We start from the raw sequence: 22,801 nt of genomic DNA on the forward strand, positions 1-22,801 counted from the left end.
AGAGCCCTGTCATGAACACCCGTGCGCCCGCAGTGCAGGCGCGCCAGCTGGTCAAGACCTATCCCGGCGACGTCACCGCGCTGAACGGCATGGACGTCACCGTCGAACCCGGCACCGTCTTCGGCCTTCTCGGGCCCAACGGCGCCGGCAAGTCCACCACCGTCAAGATCCTCACCACTCTGGCCCGCCCCGACTCGGGCACCGCCACCGTGGCCGGCCACGACGTGCTGCGCCACCCCGACCGGGTGCGCCGCGCGATCGGCGTGGTCGCCCAGAACTCCGGCGCCGACCCGGTCGCCACCGGCCGGGAGAACCTCCAGCTCCAGGGCAGGCTCTACGGCCTGCGCGGCGCCGACCTGAACCGCCGGGTCGACGAGCTGCTGGACCGCTTCACCCTCACCGAGGCCGCCGGCCGCCAGGTCAAGGGCTACTCCGGCGGCATGCGGCGCCGGCTCGACGTGGCTCTCGGCCTGGTCCACCGCCCCGAGGTGCTCTTCCTGGACGAGCCCACCACCGGTCTCGACCCCGAGGCCCGGACCGCGATGTGGGACGAGATCGGCCGGCTGGCAGGCCAGGAGGGCCTGACCATCCTGCTCACCACGCACTACCTGGAGGAGGCCGACCGGCTCGCCGAGCGGATCGCGATCGTCGACCGCGGCCGGGTCGTGGTCGAGGGCACCCCGGACTCCCTCAAAGGCGAACTGCGCGGCGACGCCGTCCACGTGGAGCTGCGGGAGGCACCCGGGGAAGCCGGCCGCACCCTGCTCACAGGCGCGCTGACCGGGCTGTCGGGCGTGCACGAGGCGCTGTTCGACGGGCGCCGGATCAGCGCCCGCGCCGACGACGGGGCAGCCGCGATGCCTGCGCTGCTGGCCGCCCTGGAGCGGGCCGGGGTGACCGTGGTCGCCGCGACCGTCGCCCGGCCCTCCCTCGACGACGTCTACCTGCGGTACGCGGGCCGTCGGTACGCCGAGGCCGACACCGCCGACGGCTCCGGCGCCCTCGCCCTGACCGGAGGTGCGCGATGAGCAACGCCGTGTCCCAGACCTGGTTCATGACCCAGCGTCAGCTGGTGGTGTTCGCCCGGCAGCCGGCGTTCGCCGTCATCACCCTGATTCAACCGGTGATCTGGCTGTTCCTGTTCGGCAACCTGTTCAAGAAGGTCGTCGAGCTCGGCGGCTTCGGCACCACGTCCTACCTCGACTACCTGGTGCCGGGCGTGGTCGTGATGAGCGCCCTCAGCTCCAACATGTGGGCGGGCATGGGCACCTTGGAGGAGATCCAGCGCGGCACCCTCAACCGCTTCCTGACCACACCGGTCAGCAGGGCCGCGCTGATGAACGGCAACGTGGTGAACAACGGCCTGGTCACCGCAGGCCAGTCGCTGATCATCGTGCTGCTCGGCCTGCTGGGCGGCGCCGACTACCCCGGCGGGACCGGTGGCATAGCCGTCCTGCTGGTGTCCGCCGTGCTGCTCGGCACGATCTTCGGCGCGCTGTCCAACGCGCTCGGCATGCTGGTGCGGGAGCGGGAGTCGATCATCGGGATCAACACCTTCCTGCTGCTCCCGCTGACCTTCCTCTCCAGCGCCTTCATGGCACCGTCCCAGATGCCCGGCTGGATGCGGCACATAGCCGACTTCAACCCGCTCAACTGGGCGATGGTGGCGAGCCGTTCGGCGCTGTCGGCGGACCCCGACTGGGGTGCGGTGCTCGGCCGCGGCGGGGCGCTGCTGGCGCTGGCGGTGGCGGCCGTGTGGCTGTCGATCAGGACCTTCAGGTCGTACCAGCGGTCGGTGTGACCGACGCGTCGTACCGGCGGTCGGTGTGACCGGCGAAGAGCGGCGGCACTTCTCGTGAGGTGCCGCCGGTCCGCGGTGTGGCCGGTCTGCTCAGGCCGCGGCGGCGCCGCCCTCCTGCTCCGCCTCGATCCGGGCGTTCCACTCGCGCTTGGAGGCCTGCCAGCCGTCCTCGTTGTGCCCGAGGCGCCAGTAGCCGGAGATCGACAGGTCCTCGCGCGGGATCTGGCGCTCCACGCGCAGCAGCGCCCGCAGCTCCTTCACGAAGCTCGCCTCGCCGTGTACGAAGGCGTGCACCCGGCCCTCCGGGAAGTCCAGCGCCCGTACGGCGGCGACCAGGGCCTCGCCGACCGGCCGTTCGCCCCGGTGCAGCCAGACGACCTCCACATCGGAGTCGATCTTCTGCTCCTCCTCGGGGCCGGAGACCTCGAGGAAGGCGAACGCCTTCGACCCGGCCGGCAGGGACTCCAGCGCCCGGGCGATCGCGGGCAGCGCGCTCTCGTCGCCGGCGAGCAGGTGCCAGTCGGCGCCCGTGTCGGGGGCGTAGGCGCCGCCGGGGCCCATGAAGCGCACGGTCTCGCCGGGCTGGACACGGCAGGCCCACGGCCCGGCCAGGCCCTCGTCGCCGTGCACCACGAAGTCCAGGGTCAGCTCCCGGTGCTCGGCATTCCAGGAGCGCACGGTGTAGGTCCGGGTCACCGGCCAGTGCTCGCGGGGGAACTCGGCCCGGATCTGCTCCAGGTCGAAGGGCTCCGGGTAGGTGACGCCCGCCGGCCCGAAGAGGAGCTTCACGTAATGGTCGGTGCAGGTGTCCGCGGCGAAGCCGGCCAGCCCCTCACCGCCGAGGACCACGCGCTGCATGTGCGGGCTCAGCCGTTCGGTGCGCACCACCTGAGCGGAATGGGGCTTACGCGGCTTACGTCCCGGGCGCTCTGCCATGACCGGCCTCCCTGCTCAATTGGTTAGGTTTACCTAAGTTAGCACCTCCTTCCCAGTTAACACCTCTTCCATGAACACTTGATGAGCGGGTTTTGCCGGAAGAATTCCTTCGGGCGTCAGGCTTCCAGTGTCGCCAGCAGGCGGTTCAGCGAGCCGCCCAGGCCCCAGCGGGCGGCCAGGGTGTTCAACTGCGCCGGGTCCCGGGGGGCCTTCGGCAGTGCCGTGGCGACGTCCGGCAGCGGTACGTCGCCGGCGACCCGGACCACCTTCGGCGCCACGGCGACATACGGCCGGGCCTCGTCCAGCCGCTTGCGCTGCGACGGCGTGAGCTTCGCCTTCGGGTCGTCGACCGCGGCCATGATCCCGGCCAGGTCGCCGAACTCGGCGAGGAGCTTCGCGGCCGTCTTCTCACCGATGCCCGGCACGCCCGGCAGCCCGTCGCTCGGGTCGCCGCGCAGCAGTGCCAGGTCCGCGTACCCGCCTCCGTCCACGCCATACTTCTCGCGCAGCCACGCCTCGTCGGTCGTCTGCAGGGTGCCGACGCCCTTCAGCGGGTACAGCACCCGGACCCCGCGCGCGTCGTCCACCAGCTGGTAGAGGTCGCGGTCGCCGGTGACGATGTCCACCGGGCCCGCGGCGCGCGCGGTGAAGGTGCCGATCACGTCGTCGGCCTCGTACCCGGCGACACCGACCCGGGCGATGCCGAGCGCGTCCAGCACCTCCTCGATGACCGGCACCTGCGGGGAGAGGGTGTCCGGCACCTCCTCCTCGTCCGGTCCCGTCTCGTGCTCCTCGGCGACCCGGTGCGCCTTGTAGGAGGGGATGAGGTCGACCCGCCACTGCGGCCGCCAGTCCGCGTCCATGCAGGCCACCAGCAGGTCCGGCCGGTGGTCCTTGACCAGCCGGTCGATGAAGTCCAGCAGCCCGCGCACGGCGTTCACCGGCGTGCCGTCCGGCGCCCTCACGGAGTCCGGGACGCCGAAGTAGGCGCGGAAGTACAGGGAGGCGGTGTCGAGAAGCATCAGTCGTGCGGTCACGCCAGGCATCATGCCGTACGGCACTGACGGCGACCGGCTCCCGGCACCGGCCGGCCCTCCCCGCACCCCGACGGCAGCGTGGAAGGGGCCCTGCCTACGAAAAGGATCCGGCCAACCACGTAGCGCTACGGCACTGCCCAAGCCTTTCCGCCCTGCCGGCCGGAACGGCCGACCGTGCGTTCGACGCGCCCGCACCCTGTCCCGGTGCGCCGAGGGCACCCCGACGTCACCGCGGTCCACGGCGACACCGTGGAACCGGCCGGCCACTACCGCGCCGACTGCGCCACCGACCGGTAACGACGGGCCGCCCTGAGGGACTTCACCGTCTGGCGGGCCGGCCCGGATCACCGCCTCGACCAGGCACTCCTCGCCTGGGGCGCCGCCGGGAACATCGGCGACCGTTCGCGCGTCGAACTCGTGGGGCGGCCCCTCGTCCTGATCGAGGGCCGGCGCCTGCGGTACGGCTTCGGGAGCTGGTCCACGTACGCCTACGACGCCGCCTCCGGCCGGGCCGGGCCGGCTGAGCCCGCGCACGCCCGGCGGCAGCCGCGCCTCCGCCCACCCGTCGGCGGCGCCGGTCACCGACCCCGGCGGCCGTCCGGCCCTCCTGGTCAGCGCGTTCATCCCGAAGGAGGAGTTCGCGCCCGGTGCGTCCGACGGGCTCGTGTACTGGCGCGAACTGTGAGGGTCGCGCTCACCGGACGTGACAGGGATGTGACGGCCGCCTGAAACGGTTTGCCGAACATGCGTAGGGTGCAGAGAACCCATCAGGAGGGGCCCGGCCGGAGCCGGGCACCCGAAGGACGGAACGACGAGCGAAGGAGGGAGCCGCAGCGATGGGCGACCACAAAGACCAGCAGCCCGTGCGGGTGGGCGCGGCAGTGCGGCGGCGCCGCCGCGCGCTGGAGCTCACCCTCGCCGTCGTGGCCGAACGCAGCGGCCTGTCGGTGCCCTTCCTGAGCCAGGTCGAGAACGACAGGGCCCGCCCCAGCCGCACCTCCCTGGAGAAGCTCGCCGACGCCCTGCGCACCACGGCCGTCGAACTCCTGGCCGCCGCCGACCCGGCGTGCAGCGTCGACGTCGTACGCGCCGACGCCACCACCGAGCCGGACTTCGCGCCCCAGGTGCGTTCCCTGGTCCGCGGTCACCACCAGCTGCACGCCTCGGAGTTCACCGGCGACCACGACGCCGGCCGCGAATTCCAGCACCGCAACGACGAGTTGATGTACGTCGCCGACGGCGCCGTGGAGGTCGAGGCCGAGGGCCGCGCCTACCGCCTCGGCCGCGGCGACACCCTCTACCTCACCGGCGGAGTCCGCCACCGCTGGCGCGCGACGGTCCCGGACACCCGGGTCGTCGTGGTGGCGGTGGCGGAACACATCGAGGCAGTCCACGATCGCCAGCGCTGAAGCACCCCGGCCCGGAACTTCTGCAGCGTCCTCGTCTGCAGCGCCCCGAAAGGGGCGCGGGGAACTGCGCGACCAGCCCCCACGCACCCGCACAGGACCACGGCGCGTAGTGTCCCTGGTCCCCTCCCTCACCGAGGCAATCGCAGAAACGCTCCCCGAGGTCCTCGTCGGCGTCACCGACTGGTGCACTCACCCGGCCGGCCTCGACGTCACCCGCGTCGGCGGCACCAAGAACCCCGCCCTCGACCGCATCCTCGCCCTCACCCCCGACCTGGTGGTCGCCAACGAGGAGGAGAACCGCGCCCCCGACCTCGACGCCCTGCGCACCGCCGGCGTGGCGGTCCTGGTCACGGAGGTGCGGGACGTGCCGCAGGCCTTCCGCGAGCTGGCCCGGGTGCTGGCCGCGTGCGGGGCGGGCGGCCGCCCCCGCTGGCTGGACGAGGCGGAGCAGGCGTGGTCGGCACCGGTGCGCGAGCCCTCCGCCACGGCGGTCGTACCGATCTGGCGGCGGCCGTGGATGGTCCTGGGGAGGGACACGTTCGCGGGTGATGTGCTGGCCCGGCTGGGGGTACGCAACCTCTTCGAGGGCCACCCCGAGCGCTATCCCCGGATCCCGGTCGGGGAACTGCTCGACGCGGCCCCCGACCTGGTCGTCCTCCCGGACGAGCCCTACCGCTTCACCGCCGCGGACGGCCCGGAGGCGTTCCCCGGGCTGCCGTGCGCACTGCTCAGCGGACGGCACCTGACGTGGTACGGACCGTCACTGGCCGAGGCGCCACGGGTGCTGGGCGAGGCCCTGCGAGCAGCTCTCCGCTGAGCAGCCCGCGGACGGTGCCGGAGGCGGCCGCGAGCCAGCCGCCGACGAGCAGGCCGTACAGAGCCGCCGCCAGCCAGTGGTAGCCGGCGAGCCCGGTGTGCCGCCCGAGCGCGGCGGCGCCCGTGACGCACGTGCCCACGGGGAAGGTGAAGGCCCACCACGTCATGGCGAACCGCATGCCGTGCCGCCGGGCCCGCACCACGTGCGCGGTCGCCAGCGCCAGCCACAGCAGCGCGAACCCCATGACCGGAACGCCGTACAGCACGGCGAGGAGGCTGAAACCGGCCGCGTACGGTGCCGGTACGACCCCGGGGGCGAGGTCCGCGAAGGCGCCCACCGCCGTCGTCGACTGCCCGAGCGGGCCCAGCACCAGGAAGATCGTCGGCGTCAGCGCGAGCGGCAGCGGGCCGCCGGTGACCAGCCGGGCGAAGACGAGCGCCAGCATCAGCAGCGTGGCCAGCAGGCTCAGCCCGAAGAGCGCGAAGCAGCCGTAGAGCATGGCCGCACGGGGCTGGCCGGGCGGCAGATGCGGGACCAGCTGGGGCCCCAGCGCCGCCGACACCATGGGCGCGACCAGCGGCAGCAGCCACGCCGGGGAGGCCTGACCGGGCTCGACACGGTGCCGCACCGCCAGCAGGTAGGGCACGGCGACGGCGGCCACGAGCCCCACGGCGGTACCGGCGGCGAACAGCACGGAGTCGAGCACGACGGCGGCCGGCTCGCCGATCCAGTCCCGCCCGAGGGCGAGGGCGCCGCCGCCGACGGCGAGCAGGGCCATGGAGAGGCAGCCGTAGAACGGGGCGACCGCGGGGTCGCGGAGGTGGGCGAGGGCCTGGTCGCGGTGGTGGGCCCAGTGCAGGGCCCGGGCGACCAGCAGGACCAGCAGTTGCAGCAGGGACAGTGCCCAGACGCCGACGAAGAGCTCGCGCGGACCGTCGGCGCCGAGCGCGACGCCGCCGAGGGCGAGGGCCGCGGTGCCCATGACGGACGCGTACCAGTTGGGGCCGAGATACCGGACTGCGGTGACCATGAGTCCACCGTCCCGCCGCCGTGGGCCCGCTACCAGGGAGTCCGTCTCTATGGGGGCATAAGCTGGTCTTATGAGCGAGACGGAGGAGCGGGCGGGCGGCGGCACGCTGGCGCACCGGGTGCCGGATCTCGGCGCGCTGGAGCTGCTGCTGGCGGTGGCGCGGCTGGGCAGTCTCGGGGCGGCGGCGCGGGAGGTCGGTATCACCCAGCCGGCGGCCAGCAGCCGGATCCGGTCCATGGAACGGCAGCTGGGTGTGGCCCTGGTCGACCGTTCACCGCGCGGCTCCCGGCTCACGGACGCGGGGGCGCTGGTGACCGACTGGGCGCGGCGGGTGGTGGAGGCGGCGGAGGCCTTCGACGCGGGGACCCAGGCGCTCCGGGACCGGCGGGACTCGCGGCTGCGGGTCGCGGCGAGCATGACCATCGCCGAGTACCTGCTCCCCGGCTGGCTGCTCGCGCTGCGCGCCCAGCGCCCCGACACGGCGGTGTCCCTGCTCGCCGGCAACTCGGCGGCGGTGGCGGAACGGCTGCTCGGGGACGAGGCGGACCTGGGTTTCGTGGAGGGCCTGACGGTCCCGCACGGCCTGGACTCGGCGGTGATAGCCCACGACCGTCTGATCGTCGTGGTCGCCCCCGCCCACCCCTGGGCCCGCCGCCGGCGCCCGCTCGCCGCGGAGGAGCTGGCGGCCACGCCTCTCATCCTCCGCGAACGCGGCTCCGGCACCCGCCAGGTCCTCGACGCGGCACTGGGCGGCCTCGCCCGCCCGCTGATCGAACTGTCGTCGACCACGGCCGTGAAGGCCTCGGCGGTCAGCGGCGCGGGCCCGGCGGTCCTCAGCGAACTGGCGGTGGGGGAGGAGCTGTCGATGCGACGGCTGGTCAGCATCCCGGTGGACGGGGTGGCGTTGCGCCGGGACCTACGGGCGGTATGGCCGACCGGCCACCGCCCCACGGGCCCGGCCCGAGAGCTGCTCTCCCTCACCCGGAGCTGACCTGCGCGCGCGGGATTCGGTACCTTCCCCTCCAGTCACCGAGAACGGCGGACGGGGGGCACGCTGGTGTGCAGGGTGGACCACGAGGCCGCAGCCGTGGTCGCGACAGCGGCGCTGACGGCCGCGCACCCGCACCTGAAGCGGGCGACTGCTCCGCATCCGGCGCTCGAAGGGTGCGACGACGTGGAGTGGACGTCCATCCCCGGCTGCCCCGACGACGTCCCGGCCGTCCTGCGCGGGCTGCTCGATCCCGACGCGGCGGAGTCGGCCGAACGAGCCCTGGACTGGGTTGTGATGTCAGGACCGATGTCCATCAGCGCCGCGATGCCCGCCGTCGTCCCGTACCTGCTGCGGCTGACCGCCGATCCGTCGGTCCCGCGCCGGACCGAGTTGCTCGGGATCCTGCTGGTGGCCGCCGTCCTGTCGGCGCCGACCGACCCCGGCAACGCCCGGCACCTGGCGATCGGCGGCCTTGAGCAGGACCATCCCGAACGGGCCCGTTGCCGAGCGGTGTTCGCCGCCGACGCGGTGTGGGTGCGACGTCTGCTGGCCGACGAGGAACTGCTGGCCGGCGCTGGGCTGGACGCGGACGACCGGGAGTCACTGGCCGAGGCGGCCGGCCTGCGGCACCACTGAGGGCAGGAGCTGATCCTGCGGCGCTCCTGAGGACGGGAAGGGATCCTGCGGCGCTCCTGAGGACCGGAGCGGTGCGGGCGGCGGGGTGAAAAGGCGTGGCGGCGTCTTGCTCCCGCCCTGCACCATCCGTTCATGCCGACCCCCACCGCCCCGCCCGCCGAAGGTGCCCGCGCGCCCTGGGAGGCGCTGCCCGCCGCCGTCCGTGGCGCTGTCGCCGAGTTCCTCGGGGGCGCCCCCGTCGTCCACGCCGTCACCCAACCCGGTGGCTTCTCCCCGGGGGTCGCCGCCAGAGTCCGCACGGCCGCCGGCCGGGCCGCGTTCGTCAAGGCGGTCAGCGCCGACAGCAACCCGCACAGCCCCGCCCTGCACCGCGCGGAGGCCCGTAACGCCGCGGCCCTCCCCGCCACCGTGCCCGCACCCCGGCTGCTCGGGAGCTACGACGACGGGACCTGGGTGGCCCTCGTCTTCGAGGAGGTCGACGGGCGGCAGCCGCACATCCCCTGGCGCGCCGGGGAACTCGGCCGCGTCCTGGACGCCGTGGCCGCCCTCGGCCGTGCCCTCACCCCGTCTCCGGTCGACGCCCCGCCCGCCGCTGAGCACCTCGCGGACTCCTTCGACGGCTGGCGCGAGCTGGCCGAGGGGCCCGCGGAAGCCCTCGGCGGTCTGGACGACTGGACCGTGTCGCACCTCGCGGAACTGGCCGGACTCGCCGCTGCCTGGCCCGAGTCCGTCACCGGTGACACCCTCGCCCACGCCGACCTGCGGGCCGACAACATGCTGCTCACCGCCGACGGCGCGGTGGTCTTCGTCGACTGGCCGCACGCGGTGCGAGCCGTCGCCTGGTTCGACCTCCTCGTGATGCTGCCGTGCGTGCGGGCACAGGGCGGCCCGGACCCGGAGCGGGTCTTCGCGGCGCATCCGCTCGGGCGGGACGCGGATCCGGCCAGGGTCACCGCCGCCCTGGCCGCACTCACGGGGTTCTTCCTGGCGCACTCGGTGCGGCCGGCGCCGCCCGGTCTGCCGGCCCTGCGCCCGTTCCAGCGCGCCCAGGGCGACGCGGCTCTGGCCTGGCTCAGGACGCGGCTGTGACCAGCGCCCGCATCACCCGCAGGTCCTCGCCCATCTCCGGATGCCACTGGACGCCGAGGACCCAGCCGCGCCCGGCGGGCAGTTCGACCGCCTCGATGGTGCCGTCGTCCGTGGCGTGGGCCGAGGCCACCAGCTCCGTCCCGAGGCGGTCCACCGCCTGGTGGTGGAAGGTGGGGACCGACGTCTCCTCGGGGACCGTGGCGGCGTACAGCGTGCCGGGGACCGGCTTGACGGGGTGGTGGCCGAAGACACCGGGTGTCTCCGCGTGACCGTCGATGTGCTGGACCAGGGTCCCGCCGAGCGCGACGTTCAGGAGCTGCATGCCCCGGCAGATGCCGAGCAGCGGGACGCCCGCGGCCAGCGCCGCGTCGATCAGGGCCAGCTCCCACGCGTCCCGGGGCCGGTCGGGGCGGCCGGTGCGGGGGTCGGGTTCGGCGCCGTAGCGGACCGGCTCGACGTCCGGGCCGCCCGCGATCACCAGGCCGTCCAGCCGGGCCACCGTCGCCGCCGCGTGCTCCGGCGCGTCCGGCGGCAGCATGGCCGCCAGGCCGCCCGCCCGCTGGACCAGCCGTGGGTAGTCGGCCGGCAGCAGCGCCGCCTCCAGCTCCCAGACGCCCCAGCGCGTCCCGGCCTCCAGGTACGTGCTCACACCGATCAGCGGCCGTCCGGTCATGGGCCCCTCCCGAGTCACAAAGGTGTTCGTGCATACCTTTATGACACGCCCATCGACCGTTACGCCAGAAAACCCCGCAGCAGCGCGGCCGTCCCCGCGCAGTGCTCCCGCATCATCTCCCGCGCGCCGTCCGCGTCCCCGTCCAGCACCGCCTCCACCAGCGCGATGTGCTGGCGCTGCGAGTGCTCCAGGTTGCGGACCAGGAGCGGGATGCAGTCGAGGAGGTCGTTGACCGTGGCCCGTACGGCCGCGTACTGGGCGGTGAGGGAGGGGGAGCCGCACAGTTCGGCGATCGTCAGGTGGAGCAGGGTGTCGAGGCGGCGGTAGTCCGCCAGCGGTGCCTCGTGGGTGCGGGCCAGCGCCTCGCGGAGGCGGAGCGCCTGCTCGCCGGTCAGGCCGTGCGCCGCGCACAGGCCCGCCGCACCCACCTCCAGGACCTCCCGGAAGCGCAGCACGTCCTCGATGTCGACCTCGGTGATCCGGCGCCGCAGCTCGTCCTCGCCGCCGGCGTCCGTGCGCGGCAGCACGAACGTCCCGCCGTACCGCCCGCGCCGGGACTCCACCAGTCCCTGGTCCTGGAGCACCTTCAGGACCTCGCGCAGGGTCACCCGGCTGATCCCGAGCCGCTCCGCCAGCACCCGCTCGGCGGGCAGCCGCTCGCCGCCCGGGACCAGGCCCAGCCGGACGACCTGCAGGATCTGCTCCAGCGCCTCCTCGAAGCCGTTGCCCGCCCGCACCGGTCGCAGCACCGGAGTCAACGGGTCGTCGAGGGCGCCGTCCGCGTCCAGCGACATATGGCCGTACCCCCTTCCCAAGCAATGGTTCTGTTCAATACCTTAGAGCTCCCCGCCCGGCCGCAGAAGCGCAGCAGCACCATCGCGAAAGAAGCCGAAGGAGCTCCCGTGGCAGACCGCACACCCCCGCTGAGCGTCGAGGAGCTGCACACCCTCGTCGCGGGCGGTGAGATCGACACTGTCGTCCTGGCCTTCCCCGACATGCAAGGGCGGTTGCAGGGCAAGCGGTTCGCCGCCCGGTTCTTCCTCGACGAGGTCCTGCGGCACGGCACCGAGGGCTGCAACTACCTCCTCGCCGTCGACACCGAGATGAACACCGTCGACGGCTACGCCATGTCCTCCTGGGACCGCGGCTACGGCGACTTCGCCATGCACCCCGACCTCGCCACCCTCCGCCGCGTGCCCTGGAACCCGGGCACGGCGATGCTCATCGCCGACCTCGCCTGGAACGACGGCTCCCCGGTCGTCGCCGCGCCCCGGCAGATACTCCGCCGCCAGCTGGAGCGCCTCGCCGAACTCGGCTACACCGCACAGGTCGGTACGGAGCTGGAGTTCATCGTGTTCAAGGACACCTACGAGGCGGCCTGGGACGCGAACTACCGGGGGCTGACCCCAGTCAACCAGTACAACATCGACTATTCGGTGCTCGGGACCGGCCGGATCGAGCCCCTGCTGCGCCGGATCCGCAACGAGATGGCGGGGGCCGGGCTGACCGTCGAGTCCGCCAAGGGCGAGTGCAACCCCGGGCAGCACGAGATCGCCTTCCGCTACGACGAGGCCCTGATCACCTGCGACCAGCACGCGATCTACAAGACCGGTGCCAAGGAGATCGCCGCCCAGGAAGGCGTCTCCCTCACCTTCATGGCGAAGTACAACGAGCGGGAGGGCAACTCCTGCCACATCCACCTGTCGTTGACGGACGCGGACGGCCACAACGTCTTCGCCGCCCCCGACGGGCACGGCATGTCCGACGTGATGCGGCACTTCCTCGCCGGACAGCTCGCCGCCCTCCGTGACTTCTCGCTCCTCTACGCCCCCAACATCAACAGCTACAAGCGGTTCCAGCCGGGCTCCTTCGCCCCGACCGCCGTCGCCTGGGGCCAGGACAACCGCACCTGTGCGCTGCGCGTCGTCGGCCACGGCCGCTCGCTGCGCTTCGAGAACCGGCTGCCCGGCGGCGACGTCAACCCGCACCTCGCCGTCGCCGGCCTGGTCGCCGCCGGGCTGTACGGCATCGAGCAGCGGCTGGAACTGCCCGAGGCCTGCCCCGGCAACGCCTACACGGCCGACTTCGCGCACGTCCCGACCACCCTCCGCGAGGCCGCCGAGCTCTGGGAGAACAGCCCCGTCGCCAAGGCCGCCTTCGGCGACGAGGTCGTCGCGCACTACCGCAACATGGCCCGCGTCGAACTGGAGGCCTTCGACGCCGCGGTGACCGACTGGGAGCTGCGCCGCTCCTTCGAACGCATGTGAGGCACCCCTTGTCGCAACAGTACGAACTCGACGTCCTCAACCCGGCCACGGAGGAGGTGATCGCGACCGTCCCGGGGGCTGTGGAGGAGGACATCGACACCGCCGTGCGACGGGCCGCGCGGGCCCAGGAGCGGTGGGCCGCCCTCGCGCCCGGCGAACGGGCCCGCCTGCTGCGCCGGTTCGCCGTCGCCGTCGACGAACACCGCGAGGAACTCGCCCGGTTGGAGGTCCGGGAAGCCGGACACACCATCGGCAACGCCCGCTGGGAGGCCGGCAACGTCCGCGACCTGCTCGACTACGCGGCCGGGGGAGTGGAACGGCTCACCGGCCGTCAGATCCCGGTCCCCGGCGGCCTCGACGTCACCCTCCTCGAACCCCTCGGGGTCGTCGGCGTCATCGCCCCCTGGAACTTCCCCATGCCCATCGCGGCCTGGGGCACCGCCCCCGCCCTCGCCGCCGGCAACGCCGTCGTCCTCAAGCCCGCCGAGACGACCCCGCTCACCGCCCTCCGCCTCGCCGAACTCGCCCTGGCGGCAGACCTCCCCGAACACCTCTTCCAGGTGCTGCCCGGCCGCGGCGACATCGCCGGCGAGGCCCTGGTCCGCCACCCCGGCGTCGCCAAGATCGTGTTCACCGGCTCCACCCGGATCGGCAAGCGCATCATGGCGCTCTGCGCCGACCAGGTGAAGCGCGTGACCCTCGAACTCGGCGGCAAGAGCCCCAACCTCGTCTTCGCCGACGCCGACATCGAGGCCGCCGCGGCCGCCGCCCCGATGTCCTTCCTGGACAACTCCGGCCAGGACTGCTGCGCCCGCACCCGCATCCTCGTCCAGCGCCCGGTCTACGACCGTTTCGTCGAACTCCTCGCCCCCGCCGTCGAGTCCGTCACCGTCGGCGACCCGGCCGACGAACGGACGGACATGGGGCCGCTGATCTCCAGGGCCCAGCTGGAGCGGGTCCGTTCGTACGTCGACGCGGACGCGCCCGGCATCCGCGGAAAGTCCCCCGAGGGCCCCGGCTTCTGGTTCCCGCCGACCGTCCTCACCGGCGTCGACCCGCACGCGCGCGTAGCCGCCGAGGAGGTCTTCGGACCGGTCGCCGTCGTCATCCCGTTCGAGGACGAGGCCGAGGCGATCCGGCTCGCCAACGACACCGACTACGGCCTCTCCGGCTCCATCTGGACCCGTGACGTGGGCCGCGCCCTGCGCGTCTCCCAGGCCGTCAAGGCCGGCAACCTGTCCGTCAACTCCCACTCCAGCGTCCGCTACTGGACCCCCTTCGGCGGCTTCAAGCAGTCGGGGATCGGCCGCGAGCTCGGCCCGGACGCGCTCACCGCCTTCACCGAAACCAAGAACGTCTTCATCAGCACGGAAGGCCCCGCACAGTGACCGCTGAGACCCCTGACATCGTCTGCCGCCGGCTTGTCGGCCGTACCGCCGTCATCACCGGAGCCGGCAGCGGCATCGGCCTGGCCACCGCGCGGCGGCTGGCCTCCGAGGGCGCCCACGTCGTCTGCGCCGACGTCGACGAGACCCGCGGCAAGGCCGCCGCGGAGGAGGTCGACGGCCTCTTCGTGAAGGTCGACGTCACCGACGCCGAACAGGTCGAGGCCCTGTTCAAGACGGCCTTCGACACCTACGGCAGCGTCGACATCGCCTTCAACAACGCCGGTATCTCGCCGCCCGACGACGACTCCATCCTGGAGACCGGACTGGAGGCCTGGAAGCGCGTCCAGGAGGTCAACCTCACCTCCGTCTACCTGTGCTGCAAGGCCGCGATCCCCTACATGCGGCAGCAGGGCAAGGGCTCCATCATCAACACGGCCTCCTTCGTGGCCCGGATGGGCGCGGCGACGAGCCAGATCTCCTACACCGCCTCCAAGGGCGGGGTCCTGGCCATGTCCCGTGAGCTGGGCGTGCAGTTCGCCCGCGAGGGCATCCGCGTCAACGCGCTCTGCCCCGGACCGGTCAACACCCCGCTCCTCCAGGAGCTGTTCGCCAAGGACCCCGAGCGGGCCGCCCGCCGCCTGGTGCACATCCCGCTCGGCCGGTTCGCCGAGGCCGAGGAGATCGCCGCCGCCGTCGCCTTCCTGGCCAGCGACGACTCCTCCTTCGTCAACGCCAGCGACTTCCTGGTGGACGGCGGGATCTCTGGGGCGTACGTCACGCCCCTCTAGGAGTCCGTGTACCGACCCCCACCCCCGTCCTACAGTCGGGGAGTGAGCATGACGCCGCCGCCCGGCTGGTACGCCGACCCCGAGGCCCCGCACCTGGAGTGCTGGTGGGACGGACGGGCCTGGACCGAGCACCGGCGCACCCCGTCCGGCCTCCCCGCGCCGCCGGCCCCGGCGGCGCGGGCGTCCGGACGGGCCAAGGCGGTCGCGCTGATATCGGCCGCGGCGGTGCTGGCGACGGCCATAGTCTCCGGCGCGACCGTGCTCCGCACCGACGAGGCGAGCGGCGGAACCGGCACCACGGTCCGTGCCGCCCCCAGCGCGGCGGCACCCCCCTCCCTCGTCGTCGACCAGCTCAACGGCATCACCCTGCCGGTGCCGGCCGGCTGGACCGGCTCCTCGTACCTCGTCCAGGACGACGTCGTGATGACCACGGACGGCACCTACGCCTGCCCGGCCCACACCGGCCGGTGCCGCCACGGCCAGGTCATCAGCCGTACGGCGGGCAGCGCCGACGGCGCCTCCCCGCGCACCGTCGCCGAACGGGACGTACCCGACGCGGCCGACGCGGCCTACGGCCACGATCCCGGCGGCCGGCGGCCCTTCGGCGGCATCCGGTCCCACCAGGTCGTCAAGTCCGGACGGGTCGCGGTGGCGGGCCGCGACGGCTACCTGGTCCGCTGGCGGGTACGGACCGCCGACGGACCGGGCGGCTACGTCCAGTCCGTGGCCTTCCCGTCCGCCACCGGCGTCCCGGCCCCGGTCGTCGTCCGGTTCGTCTTCGACGCGGGCCCGGGCGGACCGCCGCTGTCCGACATGGACGAGATCACCAGCGGCATCCGCCCGGTCGGCTAGAGGAAGGTGTGACCTTCACCCCGGTACGTCGGTACGGTCGCCGTCACCCGGTCGCCCTCGACCAGCTGCAACTCGGCGAACCGCTCGCACAGTTCACCCGCCTTGGCGTGCCGGAACCACACCTTGTCGCCGATCAGCAGATCGTCGGCCGTCGAGCCGAGCAGCGGGGTCTGCACCTCGCCGGGGCCCTCCTGGGAGTCGTACGACAGCCCCTCCGGGAGGTACGGCACCGGGAGCCGGTCCGGGCCCGCGACGCCCGAGGCCGGGTAGCCGCCGCCGAGGACGGTCACGACCCCCACACCGGGGCGCCGTACCACCGGCATGGCGAAGAGCGCGGCCGGACGGCCGGTGAACGACGTGTAGTTGTCGAAGAGGCGCGGCACGTACAGGCCCGACCCGGCCGCTATCTCGGTGACCGCGGCCTCCGCGGCCGTGGTCTGGACGCTGCCCGTGCCGCCGCCGTTGACGAACTCCAGGTCCGGTGCCACCGCCCGGACCGCCCGCACCACCGCGGCGCGCCGCTCGGCCAGTTCACGGCGGGCGGTGGCCTGCATCAGCCGCACCGCGCGGGAGCGCAGCGGCCGGCCGGCGACATCGTCGCCGACCCCGGCGATGTGCCCCTCGTACCCCATGATCCCGACCAGCCTGAAGCCCGGCCGCCGGGCCACGGTCCGGGCCAGGTCGGCGAGCTGGGCGGGGGAGTACAGCGGCGAGCGCCGGGCCCCGACCCGCACCCGGCCCCCGAACAGCTTCAGCGAGGTGTCCAACTCCAGGCAGACCCGGACCACTTCGCTCCCGCCGTCCCGGGCGGCGTCGATCAGGTCGAGGTGCGCCGGGTCGTCGATCATCACCGTCACGGCGGCGGCCAGCTTCGGATCGGCGGCCAGCTCGGCGAACGCGCTCCGGTCGGCGGACGGATACGCCAGCAGGACGTCGTCGAACCCGGAGCGCGCCAGCCACAGGGACTCCGCGAGCGTGAACGACATGATCCCCGCGAAACCCTCCTTCGCGAGCACCCGTTCCAGCAGGTGGCGGCAGCGCACGGACTTGCTCGCGACCCGGATCGGCTTGCCGCCGGCCCGGCGTACGAGATCGTCCGCGTTGGCGTCGAAGGCCTCCAGATCCACGATCGCGAGGGGGGCGTCCAGATGGGCGGTGGCCCGGTCGTAACGGGCCCGGTCGGCGGCGCGCGCAGTCATGAACGAAGCCTGCCAGACAGGATTACCGCAGGGTAGGGGGACGATCCGGGCAGATGCCGCGGGCCCGCGGACTGGTTGCCGTTCGCGCTCGCACAACCCGTAGAGTGACGCGCACGAACGGCGGAACGGCCCGGTCGCCCGACCCGCGCCGGGATGCGCACCCGCGCGTGCGGGTATGCGTGCCCGGGGCGGACGACTTCGCGCCGGGGAGCACGACGGCCCGTACGAGGAGTGGCCCGGGCACGAGGAAACGGGGGGCGCATGAGCGGCGAAGCGCGGCACGCCCCGATCCCAGGACGCCCCTCGCCCGACCACACCCCGACGGAGCCCCCCGGGGAGCCTGCGCCGGCGGCCGACGGGACCGGGCCGGGCAACGGCGGGACCGGCCGGAGCGACGTACCGCGCACCGCCCACGCGTCCGGCCGATCGGACCGGCCGGGCAACGGCCTGACCGGCCGCGGCGATGTCCCGGACCCGGCCGACGCGTCCCGCCGGGCGGACCGGCCCGGGTTCTTCGACCTGCCGACCCGGATGAACCGGTCGCAGCGGCCGGACGTATCCACTGGTGGGGGCGGGGCCACCGGGCAGGACCAGCTGCCGGGACGGCCCGGCGGGCAGCAGAGTCGTGATGACCGGACGAGTCGGGGCGGTGCGGTGGGGCAGGTCGAGCAGGGTGCGGGGGACCGGGCCGTGAGCCGTTCGACGTCCGCCGAACGCATCGTCCGGCCCCGCCATCCCAGCGTCCGGCCCCCACAGGGCCGGCCGCCCCAGGACGCCTCCAGCGCATCCCCGCCGCCACCACCGGCCTCGGCCCGCTTCCCGGACACGCCCCCGGCGCCTGCCGGCCGGGAGACCGGGCGGACCGCGCCGTTCCGGCTGTCGTACGGTGCGGGCCCGTCGCCGCGGCGCGTGGATTCCGGGTCGCAACCGACCGCCCCGCCGCGCCCCCTTCGCGCGGCGGCGGAACCGGAGTCGTCGTCGGACGAGCGGCGTGCCGCCGCAGGGCCGCCGGCCGCGCGCCCGGGCACCCCGTCCGCGCCGTCGGGCGACACGACCGGGGGCACGTCCGGCGCGGCCGCCCCCGGACGGCTCGAACCGTCGCGCGGCGACTACCCGACCAGCGCCATCGGCGCGCAGGACTCGGGCAGCGCGTGGAGCCCGCACATGCGGACGTTCCCCGTCCCGACCGCCCCGCCACGCCCCACGTCACCCCCGAAGACCGCCCCGCCGCCACCCCGCCAGGCCCAGTCTCCGTCCGCCGACGCGCCACCGCGCCCGCAGGCCGCCCCGACGGCAGGCACCCCACCACGCCCGGCCGGCCCTCCGTCGGCCGGTACCCCGGCGCGTCCCGCGGATCCTCCGGCGGCGGCCGCCGCAGCGCCTCCGGCGGGGCGCGCGTCGACCGGTGTTCCCCCGCGTCCCGTGGAGTCCGCCGCGTCCGACGGGGCCGCGCGTACGACGGGCGGTCCGGGGGCCGGTACACCCCCGCGTCCGACCAGCGTCCCGGCGACCGGTGCTCCGCCGCGTCCGACGGTGCCTCCGGCGTCCGGTGCCCCGACGGGCGAGGCACCGCCCCGGCCGGGTGGACCGGCGGTCTCCGCTCCGCCGCGTCCGGCGGGGCTCCCGGACAGCGCTGCCCCGACGCGTCCCGCCGCTTCGCCGGCGACCGGTGCCGCGTTCCCGGCCGTCGACGGTCCCGCACGCCCGGCGGCGGGAGCGCCGCCACGGCCCCCGGCTGCCCCGGCCCGGCCGGACTCCGCCACCGTGCCGCCTCCCGCCCCCACTCCCGTTCCACCTTCCTACCGCGACACCGCCCCGCCGCCGTACCCCTTCGGCCCCGCCCCGGATCCCTCGATGTCCTGGACCGCCTCCGCGGGAACCCCCGGCCGGGAACGGCCCGTTGTGACCTTCGGTGAGCCCGAGGGGTACGACGAGCGTGGGCGGGGGCTGTCGTTGGCCGGTCGCGTGGCGCCTCGTACCGCCGCTGCCGCCGCCTGCATGGTCCTCGGCCTCGGCCTCATCGGCGGCGCGGTGACCGGCGGCTGGATCATCGACGACGGCGCCGACGCGGGCGCGGCGACCAGCTTCAGCTCCGCCTCCGGCCTCTGGCACACCGTGCCCGTCGACGAGCTTTTCCCGCGCACCGTGCAGGGCACGGGCGCCGGCCCCGGCGGAGCCGACCGCGCCTGGACCAGGATCGCCGTCGCCCCGGCCACCGGCTGCACCGGCGCCTTCGACCCGCTGCTGCGCAAGGTCCTCGCACCCGTCGGCTGCCAGCGCCTGATCCGCGCCACCTACACCGACGCCACCCAGAGCTACGTGACGACCGTCGGCCTGCTGTTCACGAAGGCCGACCCGGCGGGTATGGCCGCCCTCGCCAAGCGGTTCACGAGCGAGCGCCTGGACCGCCGTACCGATCTGCTGCCCCTCCCGTACGCCGCGAAGGACACCGCCGCCGAGCGGTTCGGCCCGCACCAGCGCGCCTCCTGGACCATCTCCGTGCTCGCCGACGCCCCGGTCGTCGCCTACGCCGTCTCCGGCTGGGCCGACGGCCGTACCGTCGACACCCCGCAGCCCGCCGCCGACGCCGAGGCGTCCGGCGCCACCACGGCCGCGGCCCAGGCCGGCCTCGGCAACGAGGCGCAGGGCCTGGCCGACCGCATCGAACGGCGACTGCGCCAGAACATCGCAGGACCGGCAACGGAGACGCCCTCATGAAGCGCCGCGCAACCGGGGCCGCCGTGAGCCTGCTGCTGGCCGGCTCGCTCGCCCTGCTGCCGTCCACGACCGCGTACGCGGACAGCATCCGCGCCCAGCAGTGGGGCCTGTCCGCGCTGCACCTCGACGAGGCCTGGCAGACCACCAAGGGCAGGGGCATCACCGTCGCCGTCCTGGACACCGGCGTCGAGGCCGACCACCCGGACCTCGTCGGCAACGTCCTGGCCGCCAAGGACATGATCGGCTTCGGCGCCGGGCCGGGCGACCGCGACTGGGCCCGGCACGGCACCGCCATGGCTGGCATCATCGCCGGTCACGGCCACGGTGTCGGCAACGGCGACGGCGTGATGGGGGTCGCGCCCGAGGCCAGGATCCTGCCCGTCCGGGTCATCCTCGAAGACGGCGACAGCGCCCGCGCCAAGGCCCGCTCCACCCGGGGCAACGCCCTCGCCGAGGGCATCCGCTGGGCCGCCGACCACGGCGCCGACGTCATCAACCTCTCCCTCGGCGACGACTCCGACTCCGCGCACCCCGAGCCCAGCGAGGACGAGGCCATCCAGTACGCCCTGAAGAAGGACGTCGTGGTCGTCGCCTCGGCCGGCAACGGCGGCGACAAGGGCGACCACATCTCCTACCCGGCCGCCTACCCGGGCGTCATCGCCGCCACCGCGGTGGACAAGTTCGGCACCCGCGCCGGCTTCTCCACCCGCCGCTGGTACGCCACGATCAGCGCGCCCGGCGTCGACATCGTCATCGCCGACCCGGATCACAAGTACTACGAGGGCTGGGGGACGAGCGCCGCCTCCGCCTTCGTCTCCGGTGCCGTGGCCCTGGTCAAGGCCGCCCACCCCGGGCTCACCCCGGCCCAGATCAAGAAACTCCTGGAGGACACCGCCCGCGACGCCCCGGCCGGCGGCCGCGACGACTCCCGGGGCTTCGGCATGATCGACCCGGCGGCAGCCATCAAGGCCGCGGCCAGGCTGAAGACGCAGAACCTGACGTCGGCTTCCTACAGCAAGAAGTACTTCGGCTCCGGCCCGGACCCCGCACCGAAGGCAACCAGCGCGACGGACTGGGCAGCACCGCTGGCCGGCGGCTCGGGCGGCGTACTCCTGGTGGCGGCGGTGGTCCTGTGGAGAGGCCGCAGAAGAATCTGACCCGGTCCGGAGCGCCCCGTCAGGGGGCTGGGGGTACCCCCGGCCGAAGGCTGGGGGAGGAACTGCGCGACCAGCCCCCACCGGCCCGCACCCGCCCGCGAGCCCCGGAACCCTCCCCCTACCTACTGCGAAGCCGAAGCAGACGCCGACCCGGAGGACTCCGTGAACGACCCCACCGCCGCCTTCGCCGCCGCCTCCACCAAGGAAATCCCCTTCGCCTGGCTCACGGTCCCCTTCGACAGCACGGCCACCAGATAGTCCGTCCCGCCCACCGTCACCCGCCCGATGCTGTTGACGTCCCACAACCCGGTCGTGCTCCGCGCCAGCCACCCGTTCTTCAGCGCGTACTCCGAACCGTCGGCGGCGGCCGACACCCCCCACCGCTGGTCCGACTCGACCGTCTTCATCAACCCCTGGACATACGCCTGCGAGGCCTCGCTCAGCTTCGAGTCGTCCCCGAACACCTGCTGGAGCAGGGTGAGCTGATCGGCCGCGGTGGTCTGGGTGAGCCCCCACAGCGCGCCGTCGCCCCCTTCGGTCGACGTCAGCCCGAACCGCTTGTTCGCGGCGTCCAGGCCCGCCGCCGTGCCGATGACGTCCCACAGCTGGGACGCCGACGTGTTGTCGCTGTTCTCGATCATCTTCGTGGCGTACGCCTTCTCCGCCGCCGTCAGATGCCGGCCGGCGTCCTGCGCCTGCAGCAGCAGCGTCGCCAGGATGTCGACCTTGACGATGCTCGCGGTGTCGAAGGCCGAGTCGCCGTGGGTCGCGCTGTCGCCGGAGTCCAGGTCGAGGACGGCCGCGGAGACCTTCGCCCCGGACGGCACGGTCACCTTCCCCAGCGCCGTACTCAGCAGCGCGTCCCGGTCCACGGCCGGCTCCGTCACGGGCTCCACCGATGCCTCCCCACTCGCCGAAGCCGAGGCCGAGGAGGACGGCGCCGGCGACGCCGCCGAGGATACGGCGTTGCCGTGCGCGTGCGCCTTCACGTACACCGTCCCCGCCGCGGTGGCCCCGACCACGGCGACCGTGGCGAGCGAGACGTAGAGAAGGGCCCGGCGCCGGGGCCGGGCGCGGCGGCCGGCCCGGCGGGATCCTGAGGTGGCTCTGGGGGACTCCATGCCCGCGATGCTCGGGGCGGGGACTGTGCGAGCCGTTTGTTGGAAGTTAGAAGTAGGTCAGGGAAATCTGAGATTCCCGTGAAAGCCGTGTCGAACCGGTTTCGGGGGCCGCACAACCGCAGCAGGATCCCACCGATAGGGTCGGGGACCGTGGCGAACAAGAACATTCCCGACTCCGGCTTCTCCGACGACGACGGCTCCGCCGACCCCCGGCTGGCCGCCGCGCTGGCCGCCTGGGCCGCGGACCGCAGCGCCGTCGCGCCGGTCCTGGAGGCGCTGAAGGGCGCCCGGCTCCTGGTCCCGGTGGTCGCCGTCCTCGGCGAGGTCGAGGAGGACGAGAACGGGCTGCGCCGCGAGAAGACCAGCGACATGGCCGTCCCCACCCTGAAGGCGGGCCACCGCACCGCCCTGCCGGCCTTCACCTCCACCGAGTCGCTGGCCCGCTGGGACCCGGCGGCCCGGCCCGTGGCCGTACCCCTGCACCAGGCGCTGCAGGCGGCCGCGCACGAGAAGGCCGACACGGTGGTGCTCGACCTGTCGGGGCCGGTGCCGTTCGAGCTGACCGGTGCCGCGCTGCTCGCCCTCGCCGAGGGGCGTACGGGCGCCGACCCGCTCGCCGACCCGGCCGTGGTCGGGGCCGTCCGGGCCGCGGTGGCCGCCGAGCCCGCCGTGCTCCGGGCCCACCTCGGGCCCGGGGCGGCCGACGGGACGCTGGCGCTGGTCCTCGACCCGGCCGCCGCGCCGCCCGCCGAGGCCGCCCGGGCCGTCGCCGAGCGGCTCGCCGCCGACGAGACACTGCGGGCCCGCCTGGTGCGCGGCCTCGACCTGGCACTGCTGCCGGCCGGGACCACGCCTCCGGGCGAGCCCTTGTACGTAAGAGACTGAGCGGCGG

At 74.1% G+C, this 22,801-nt stretch carries 21 protein-coding genes; 14 read left to right on the top strand and 7 right to left on the bottom strand.

Translation table 11 applies throughout. From position 1 onward, the window contains the following. Positions 1–11 precede the first annotated feature (11 nt). Both ACZ4UV_RS43435 and ACZ4UV_RS43440 read left to right on the top strand, forming a co-directional pair. Positions 12–1,028 (top strand): ABC transporter ATP-binding protein, encoded by a 1,017-nt coding sequence (locus ACZ4UV_RS43435; protein ID WP_390046238.1) that lies wholly within the window; start codon positions 12–14, stop codon positions 1,026–1,028. After that, on the top strand, positions 1,025–1,801 hold the full coding sequence (locus ACZ4UV_RS43440) for an ABC transporter permease (protein WP_451017199.1): 777 nt from the start codon (positions 1,025–1,027) through the stop codon (positions 1,799–1,801). The genes ACZ4UV_RS43435 and ACZ4UV_RS43440 overlap by 4 nt, the downstream gene beginning before the upstream one ends. A 90-nt stretch (positions 1,802–1,891) precedes the next feature. Here ACZ4UV_RS43440 and ACZ4UV_RS43445 read toward each other — a convergent pair whose 3' ends face one another. Together ACZ4UV_RS43445 and ACZ4UV_RS43450 are read right to left on the bottom strand one after the other, a co-directional pair. Continuing rightward, entirely contained in the window at positions 1,892–2,737 is an 846-nt protein-coding gene (locus tag ACZ4UV_RS43445) for a siderophore-interacting protein (RefSeq protein WP_451017198.1), read from the bottom strand. A 116-nt stretch (positions 2,738–2,853) separates the two neighbouring features. Beyond that, a complete protein-coding gene (locus ACZ4UV_RS43450; protein WP_351490298.1) occupies positions 2,854–3,783 on the bottom strand; it encodes a 5'-3' exonuclease in 930 nt (309 codons plus the stop codon). Positions 3,784–4,610: 827 nt separating this feature from the next. Between ACZ4UV_RS43450 and ACZ4UV_RS43455 the strand changes: the two genes are divergently transcribed. Together ACZ4UV_RS43455 and ACZ4UV_RS43460 are read left to right on the top strand one after the other, a co-directional pair. Then, complete coding sequence (locus tag ACZ4UV_RS43455) at positions 4,611–5,183, top strand: helix-turn-helix domain-containing protein (RefSeq protein ID WP_351490264.1); 573 nt, start codon at positions 4,611–4,613, stop codon at positions 5,181–5,183. 109 nt (positions 5,184–5,292) lie between these two features. Continuing rightward, positions 5,293–6,000 carry a helical backbone metal receptor gene (locus tag ACZ4UV_RS43460; protein ID WP_451017197.1) on the top strand — a complete coding sequence of 236 codons (708 nt, stop codon included), beginning with the start codon at positions 5,293–5,295 and terminating at the stop codon, positions 5,998–6,000. Here ACZ4UV_RS43460 and ACZ4UV_RS43465 read toward each other — a convergent pair. Further along, positions 5,912–7,030, bottom strand: a complete 1,119-nt coding sequence (locus ACZ4UV_RS43465; protein ID WP_467845908.1) for a TDT family transporter — start codon at positions 7,028–7,030, stop codon at positions 5,912–5,914. The two genes, ACZ4UV_RS43460 and ACZ4UV_RS43465, sit on opposite strands and share 89 nt — an antisense overlap. Positions 7,031–7,100: 70 nt before the next feature. On the opposite strand from ACZ4UV_RS43465, the gene ACZ4UV_RS43470 reads away from it, so the two are divergent. The 3 genes from ACZ4UV_RS43470 (at position 7,101) to ACZ4UV_RS43480 (ending at position 9,746) form a co-directional block, all read left to right on the top strand. Further along, positions 7,101–8,021, top strand: a complete 921-nt coding sequence (locus ACZ4UV_RS43470; RefSeq protein WP_451017195.1) for a LysR family transcriptional regulator — start codon at positions 7,101–7,103, stop codon at positions 8,019–8,021. A 75-nt stretch (positions 8,022–8,096) separates the two neighbouring features. Next, the gene (locus ACZ4UV_RS43475; RefSeq protein WP_451017194.1) at positions 8,097–8,657 is read left to right on the top strand and encodes a hypothetical protein; all 561 of its coding nucleotides are present in this window, start codon (positions 8,097–8,099) and stop codon (positions 8,655–8,657) included. Positions 8,658–8,789: 132 nt separating this feature from the next. Then, on the top strand, positions 8,790–9,746 hold the full coding sequence (locus ACZ4UV_RS43480; RefSeq protein WP_451017193.1) for an aminoglycoside phosphotransferase family protein: 957 nt from the start codon (positions 8,790–8,792) through the stop codon (positions 9,744–9,746). Here ACZ4UV_RS43480 and ACZ4UV_RS43485 read toward each other — a convergent pair. Beyond that, on the bottom strand, positions 9,730–10,419 hold the full coding sequence (locus ACZ4UV_RS43485; RefSeq protein ID WP_451017192.1) for a gamma-glutamyl-gamma-aminobutyrate hydrolase family protein: 690 nt from the start codon (positions 10,417–10,419) through the stop codon (positions 9,730–9,732). The two genes, ACZ4UV_RS43480 and ACZ4UV_RS43485, sit on opposite strands and share 17 nt — an antisense overlap. A gap of 59 nt (positions 10,420–10,478) precedes the next feature. Next, positions 10,479–11,213, bottom strand: a complete 735-nt coding sequence (locus ACZ4UV_RS43490; RefSeq protein ID WP_181807830.1) for a FadR/GntR family transcriptional regulator — start codon at positions 11,211–11,213, stop codon at positions 10,479–10,481. 108 nt (positions 11,214–11,321) lie between these two features. Between ACZ4UV_RS43490 and ACZ4UV_RS43495 the strand changes: the two genes are divergently transcribed. From ACZ4UV_RS43495 to ACZ4UV_RS43510, 4 genes are read left to right on the top strand one after another with little or no spacing between them, the layout of a single operon-like run. After that, positions 11,322–12,686: a glutamine synthetase family protein gene (locus ACZ4UV_RS43495; protein ID WP_451017191.1), complete on the top strand. Its 1,365-nt coding sequence runs from the start codon at positions 11,322–11,324 to the stop codon at positions 12,684–12,686. 8 nt (positions 12,687–12,694) lie between these two features. After that, positions 12,695–14,074 carry an aldehyde dehydrogenase family protein gene (locus ACZ4UV_RS43500; protein ID WP_451017190.1) on the top strand — a complete coding sequence of 460 codons (1,380 nt, stop codon included), beginning with the start codon at positions 12,695–12,697 and terminating at the stop codon, positions 14,072–14,074. Then, positions 14,071–14,862, top strand: coding sequence for a 3-oxoacyl-ACP reductase (locus tag ACZ4UV_RS43505; RefSeq protein WP_351490287.1), 792 nt, complete (start codon positions 14,071–14,073; stop codon positions 14,860–14,862). Before ACZ4UV_RS43500 ends, ACZ4UV_RS43505 begins: the two co-directional genes overlap by 4 nt. Positions 14,863–14,910: 48 nt before the next feature. Continuing rightward, on the top strand, positions 14,911–15,714 hold the full coding sequence (locus tag ACZ4UV_RS43510; RefSeq protein ID WP_467846501.1) for a DUF2510 domain-containing protein: 804 nt from the start codon (positions 14,911–14,913) through the stop codon (positions 15,712–15,714). Here the strand turns inward: ACZ4UV_RS43510 and ACZ4UV_RS43515 are convergent. Then, entirely contained in the window at positions 15,711–16,913 is a 1,203-nt protein-coding gene (locus ACZ4UV_RS43515) for an amino acid deaminase/aldolase (protein ID WP_451022765.1), read from the bottom strand. The genes ACZ4UV_RS43510 and ACZ4UV_RS43515 overlap by 4 nt on opposite strands. A 1,854-nt stretch (positions 16,914–18,767) precedes the next feature. Between ACZ4UV_RS43515 and ACZ4UV_RS43520 the strand changes: the two genes are divergently transcribed. Together ACZ4UV_RS43520 and mycP are read left to right on the top strand one after the other, a co-directional pair. After that, complete coding sequence (locus ACZ4UV_RS43520; RefSeq protein WP_390046258.1) at positions 18,768–19,631, top strand: hypothetical protein; 864 nt, start codon at positions 18,768–18,770, stop codon at positions 19,629–19,631. Then, complete coding sequence (mycP, locus tag ACZ4UV_RS43525; RefSeq protein WP_451022766.1) at positions 19,628–20,788, top strand: type VII secretion-associated serine protease mycosin; 1,161 nt, start codon at positions 19,628–19,630, stop codon at positions 20,786–20,788. The genes ACZ4UV_RS43520 and mycP overlap by 4 nt, the downstream gene beginning before the upstream one ends. 122 nt (positions 20,789–20,910) lie before the next feature. On the opposite strand, the gene ACZ4UV_RS43530 is transcribed toward mycP, so the two are convergent. After that, positions 20,911–21,909: a serine hydrolase gene (locus ACZ4UV_RS43530; protein ID WP_467845934.1), complete on the bottom strand. Its 999-nt coding sequence runs from the start codon at positions 21,907–21,909 to the stop codon at positions 20,911–20,913. Positions 21,910–22,059: 150 nt separating this feature from the next. Between ACZ4UV_RS43530 and ACZ4UV_RS43535 the strand changes: the two genes are divergently transcribed. Continuing rightward, a complete protein-coding gene (locus ACZ4UV_RS43535) occupies positions 22,060–22,794 on the top strand; it encodes an SseB family protein (RefSeq protein ID WP_467845938.1) in 735 nt (244 codons plus the stop codon). The last annotated feature ends 7 nt before the right edge of the window (positions 22,795–22,801 follow it).

Source organism: Streptomyces sp. NPDC028289, from assembly GCF_055565975.1.

What these genes read in the sequence shown, in the direction of transcription:
- ACZ4UV_RS43510 (WP_467846501.1), top strand. Translation starts at nt 14,911, where the DNA reads ATGACGCCGCCGCCCGGCTGGTACGCCGACCCCGAGGCCCCGCACCTG.
- ACZ4UV_RS43520 (WP_390046258.1), top strand. Translation starts at nt 18,768, where the DNA reads ATGTCCTGGACCGCCTCCGCGGGAACCCCCGGCCGGGAACGGCCCGTT.
- ACZ4UV_RS43490 (WP_181807830.1), bottom strand. Translation starts at nt 11,213, where the DNA reads ATGTCGCTGGACGCGGACGGCGCCCTCGACGACCCGTTGACTCCGGTG.
- ACZ4UV_RS43440 (WP_451017199.1), top strand. Translation starts at nt 1,025, where the DNA reads ATGAGCAACGCCGTGTCCCAGACCTGGTTCATGACCCAGCGTCAGCTG.
- ACZ4UV_RS43470 (WP_451017195.1), top strand. Translation starts at nt 7,101, where the DNA reads ATGAGCGAGACGGAGGAGCGGGCGGGCGGCGGCACGCTGGCGCACCGG.
- ACZ4UV_RS43450 (WP_351490298.1), bottom strand. Translation starts at nt 3,783, where the DNA reads ATGCCTGGCGTGACCGCACGACTGATGCTTCTCGACACCGCCTCCCTG.
- ACZ4UV_RS43515 (WP_451022765.1), bottom strand. Translation starts at nt 16,913, where the DNA reads ATGACTGCGCGCGCCGCCGACCGGGCCCGTTACGACCGGGCCACCGCC.
- ACZ4UV_RS43530 (WP_467845934.1), bottom strand. Translation starts at nt 21,909, where the DNA reads ATGGAGTCCCCCAGAGCCACCTCAGGATCCCGCCGGGCCGGCCGCCGC.
- ACZ4UV_RS43445 (WP_451017198.1), bottom strand. Translation starts at nt 2,737, where the DNA reads ATGGCAGAGCGCCCGGGACGTAAGCCGCGTAAGCCCCATTCCGCTCAG.
- ACZ4UV_RS43485 (WP_451017192.1), bottom strand. Translation starts at nt 10,419, where the DNA reads ATGACCGGACGGCCGCTGATCGGTGTGAGCACGTACCTGGAGGCCGGG.
- ACZ4UV_RS43455 (WP_351490264.1), top strand. Translation starts at nt 4,611, where the DNA reads ATGGGCGACCACAAAGACCAGCAGCCCGTGCGGGTGGGCGCGGCAGTG.
- ACZ4UV_RS43465 (WP_467845908.1), bottom strand. Translation starts at nt 7,030, where the DNA reads ATGGTCACCGCAGTCCGGTATCTCGGCCCCAACTGGTACGCGTCCGTC.
- ACZ4UV_RS43480 (WP_451017193.1), top strand. Translation starts at nt 8,790, where the DNA reads ATGCCGACCCCCACCGCCCCGCCCGCCGAAGGTGCCCGCGCGCCCTGG.
- mycP (WP_451022766.1), top strand. Translation starts at nt 19,628, where the DNA reads ATGAAGCGCCGCGCAACCGGGGCCGCCGTGAGCCTGCTGCTGGCCGGC.
- ACZ4UV_RS43435 (WP_390046238.1), top strand. Translation starts at nt 12, where the DNA reads ATGAACACCCGTGCGCCCGCAGTGCAGGCGCGCCAGCTGGTCAAGACC.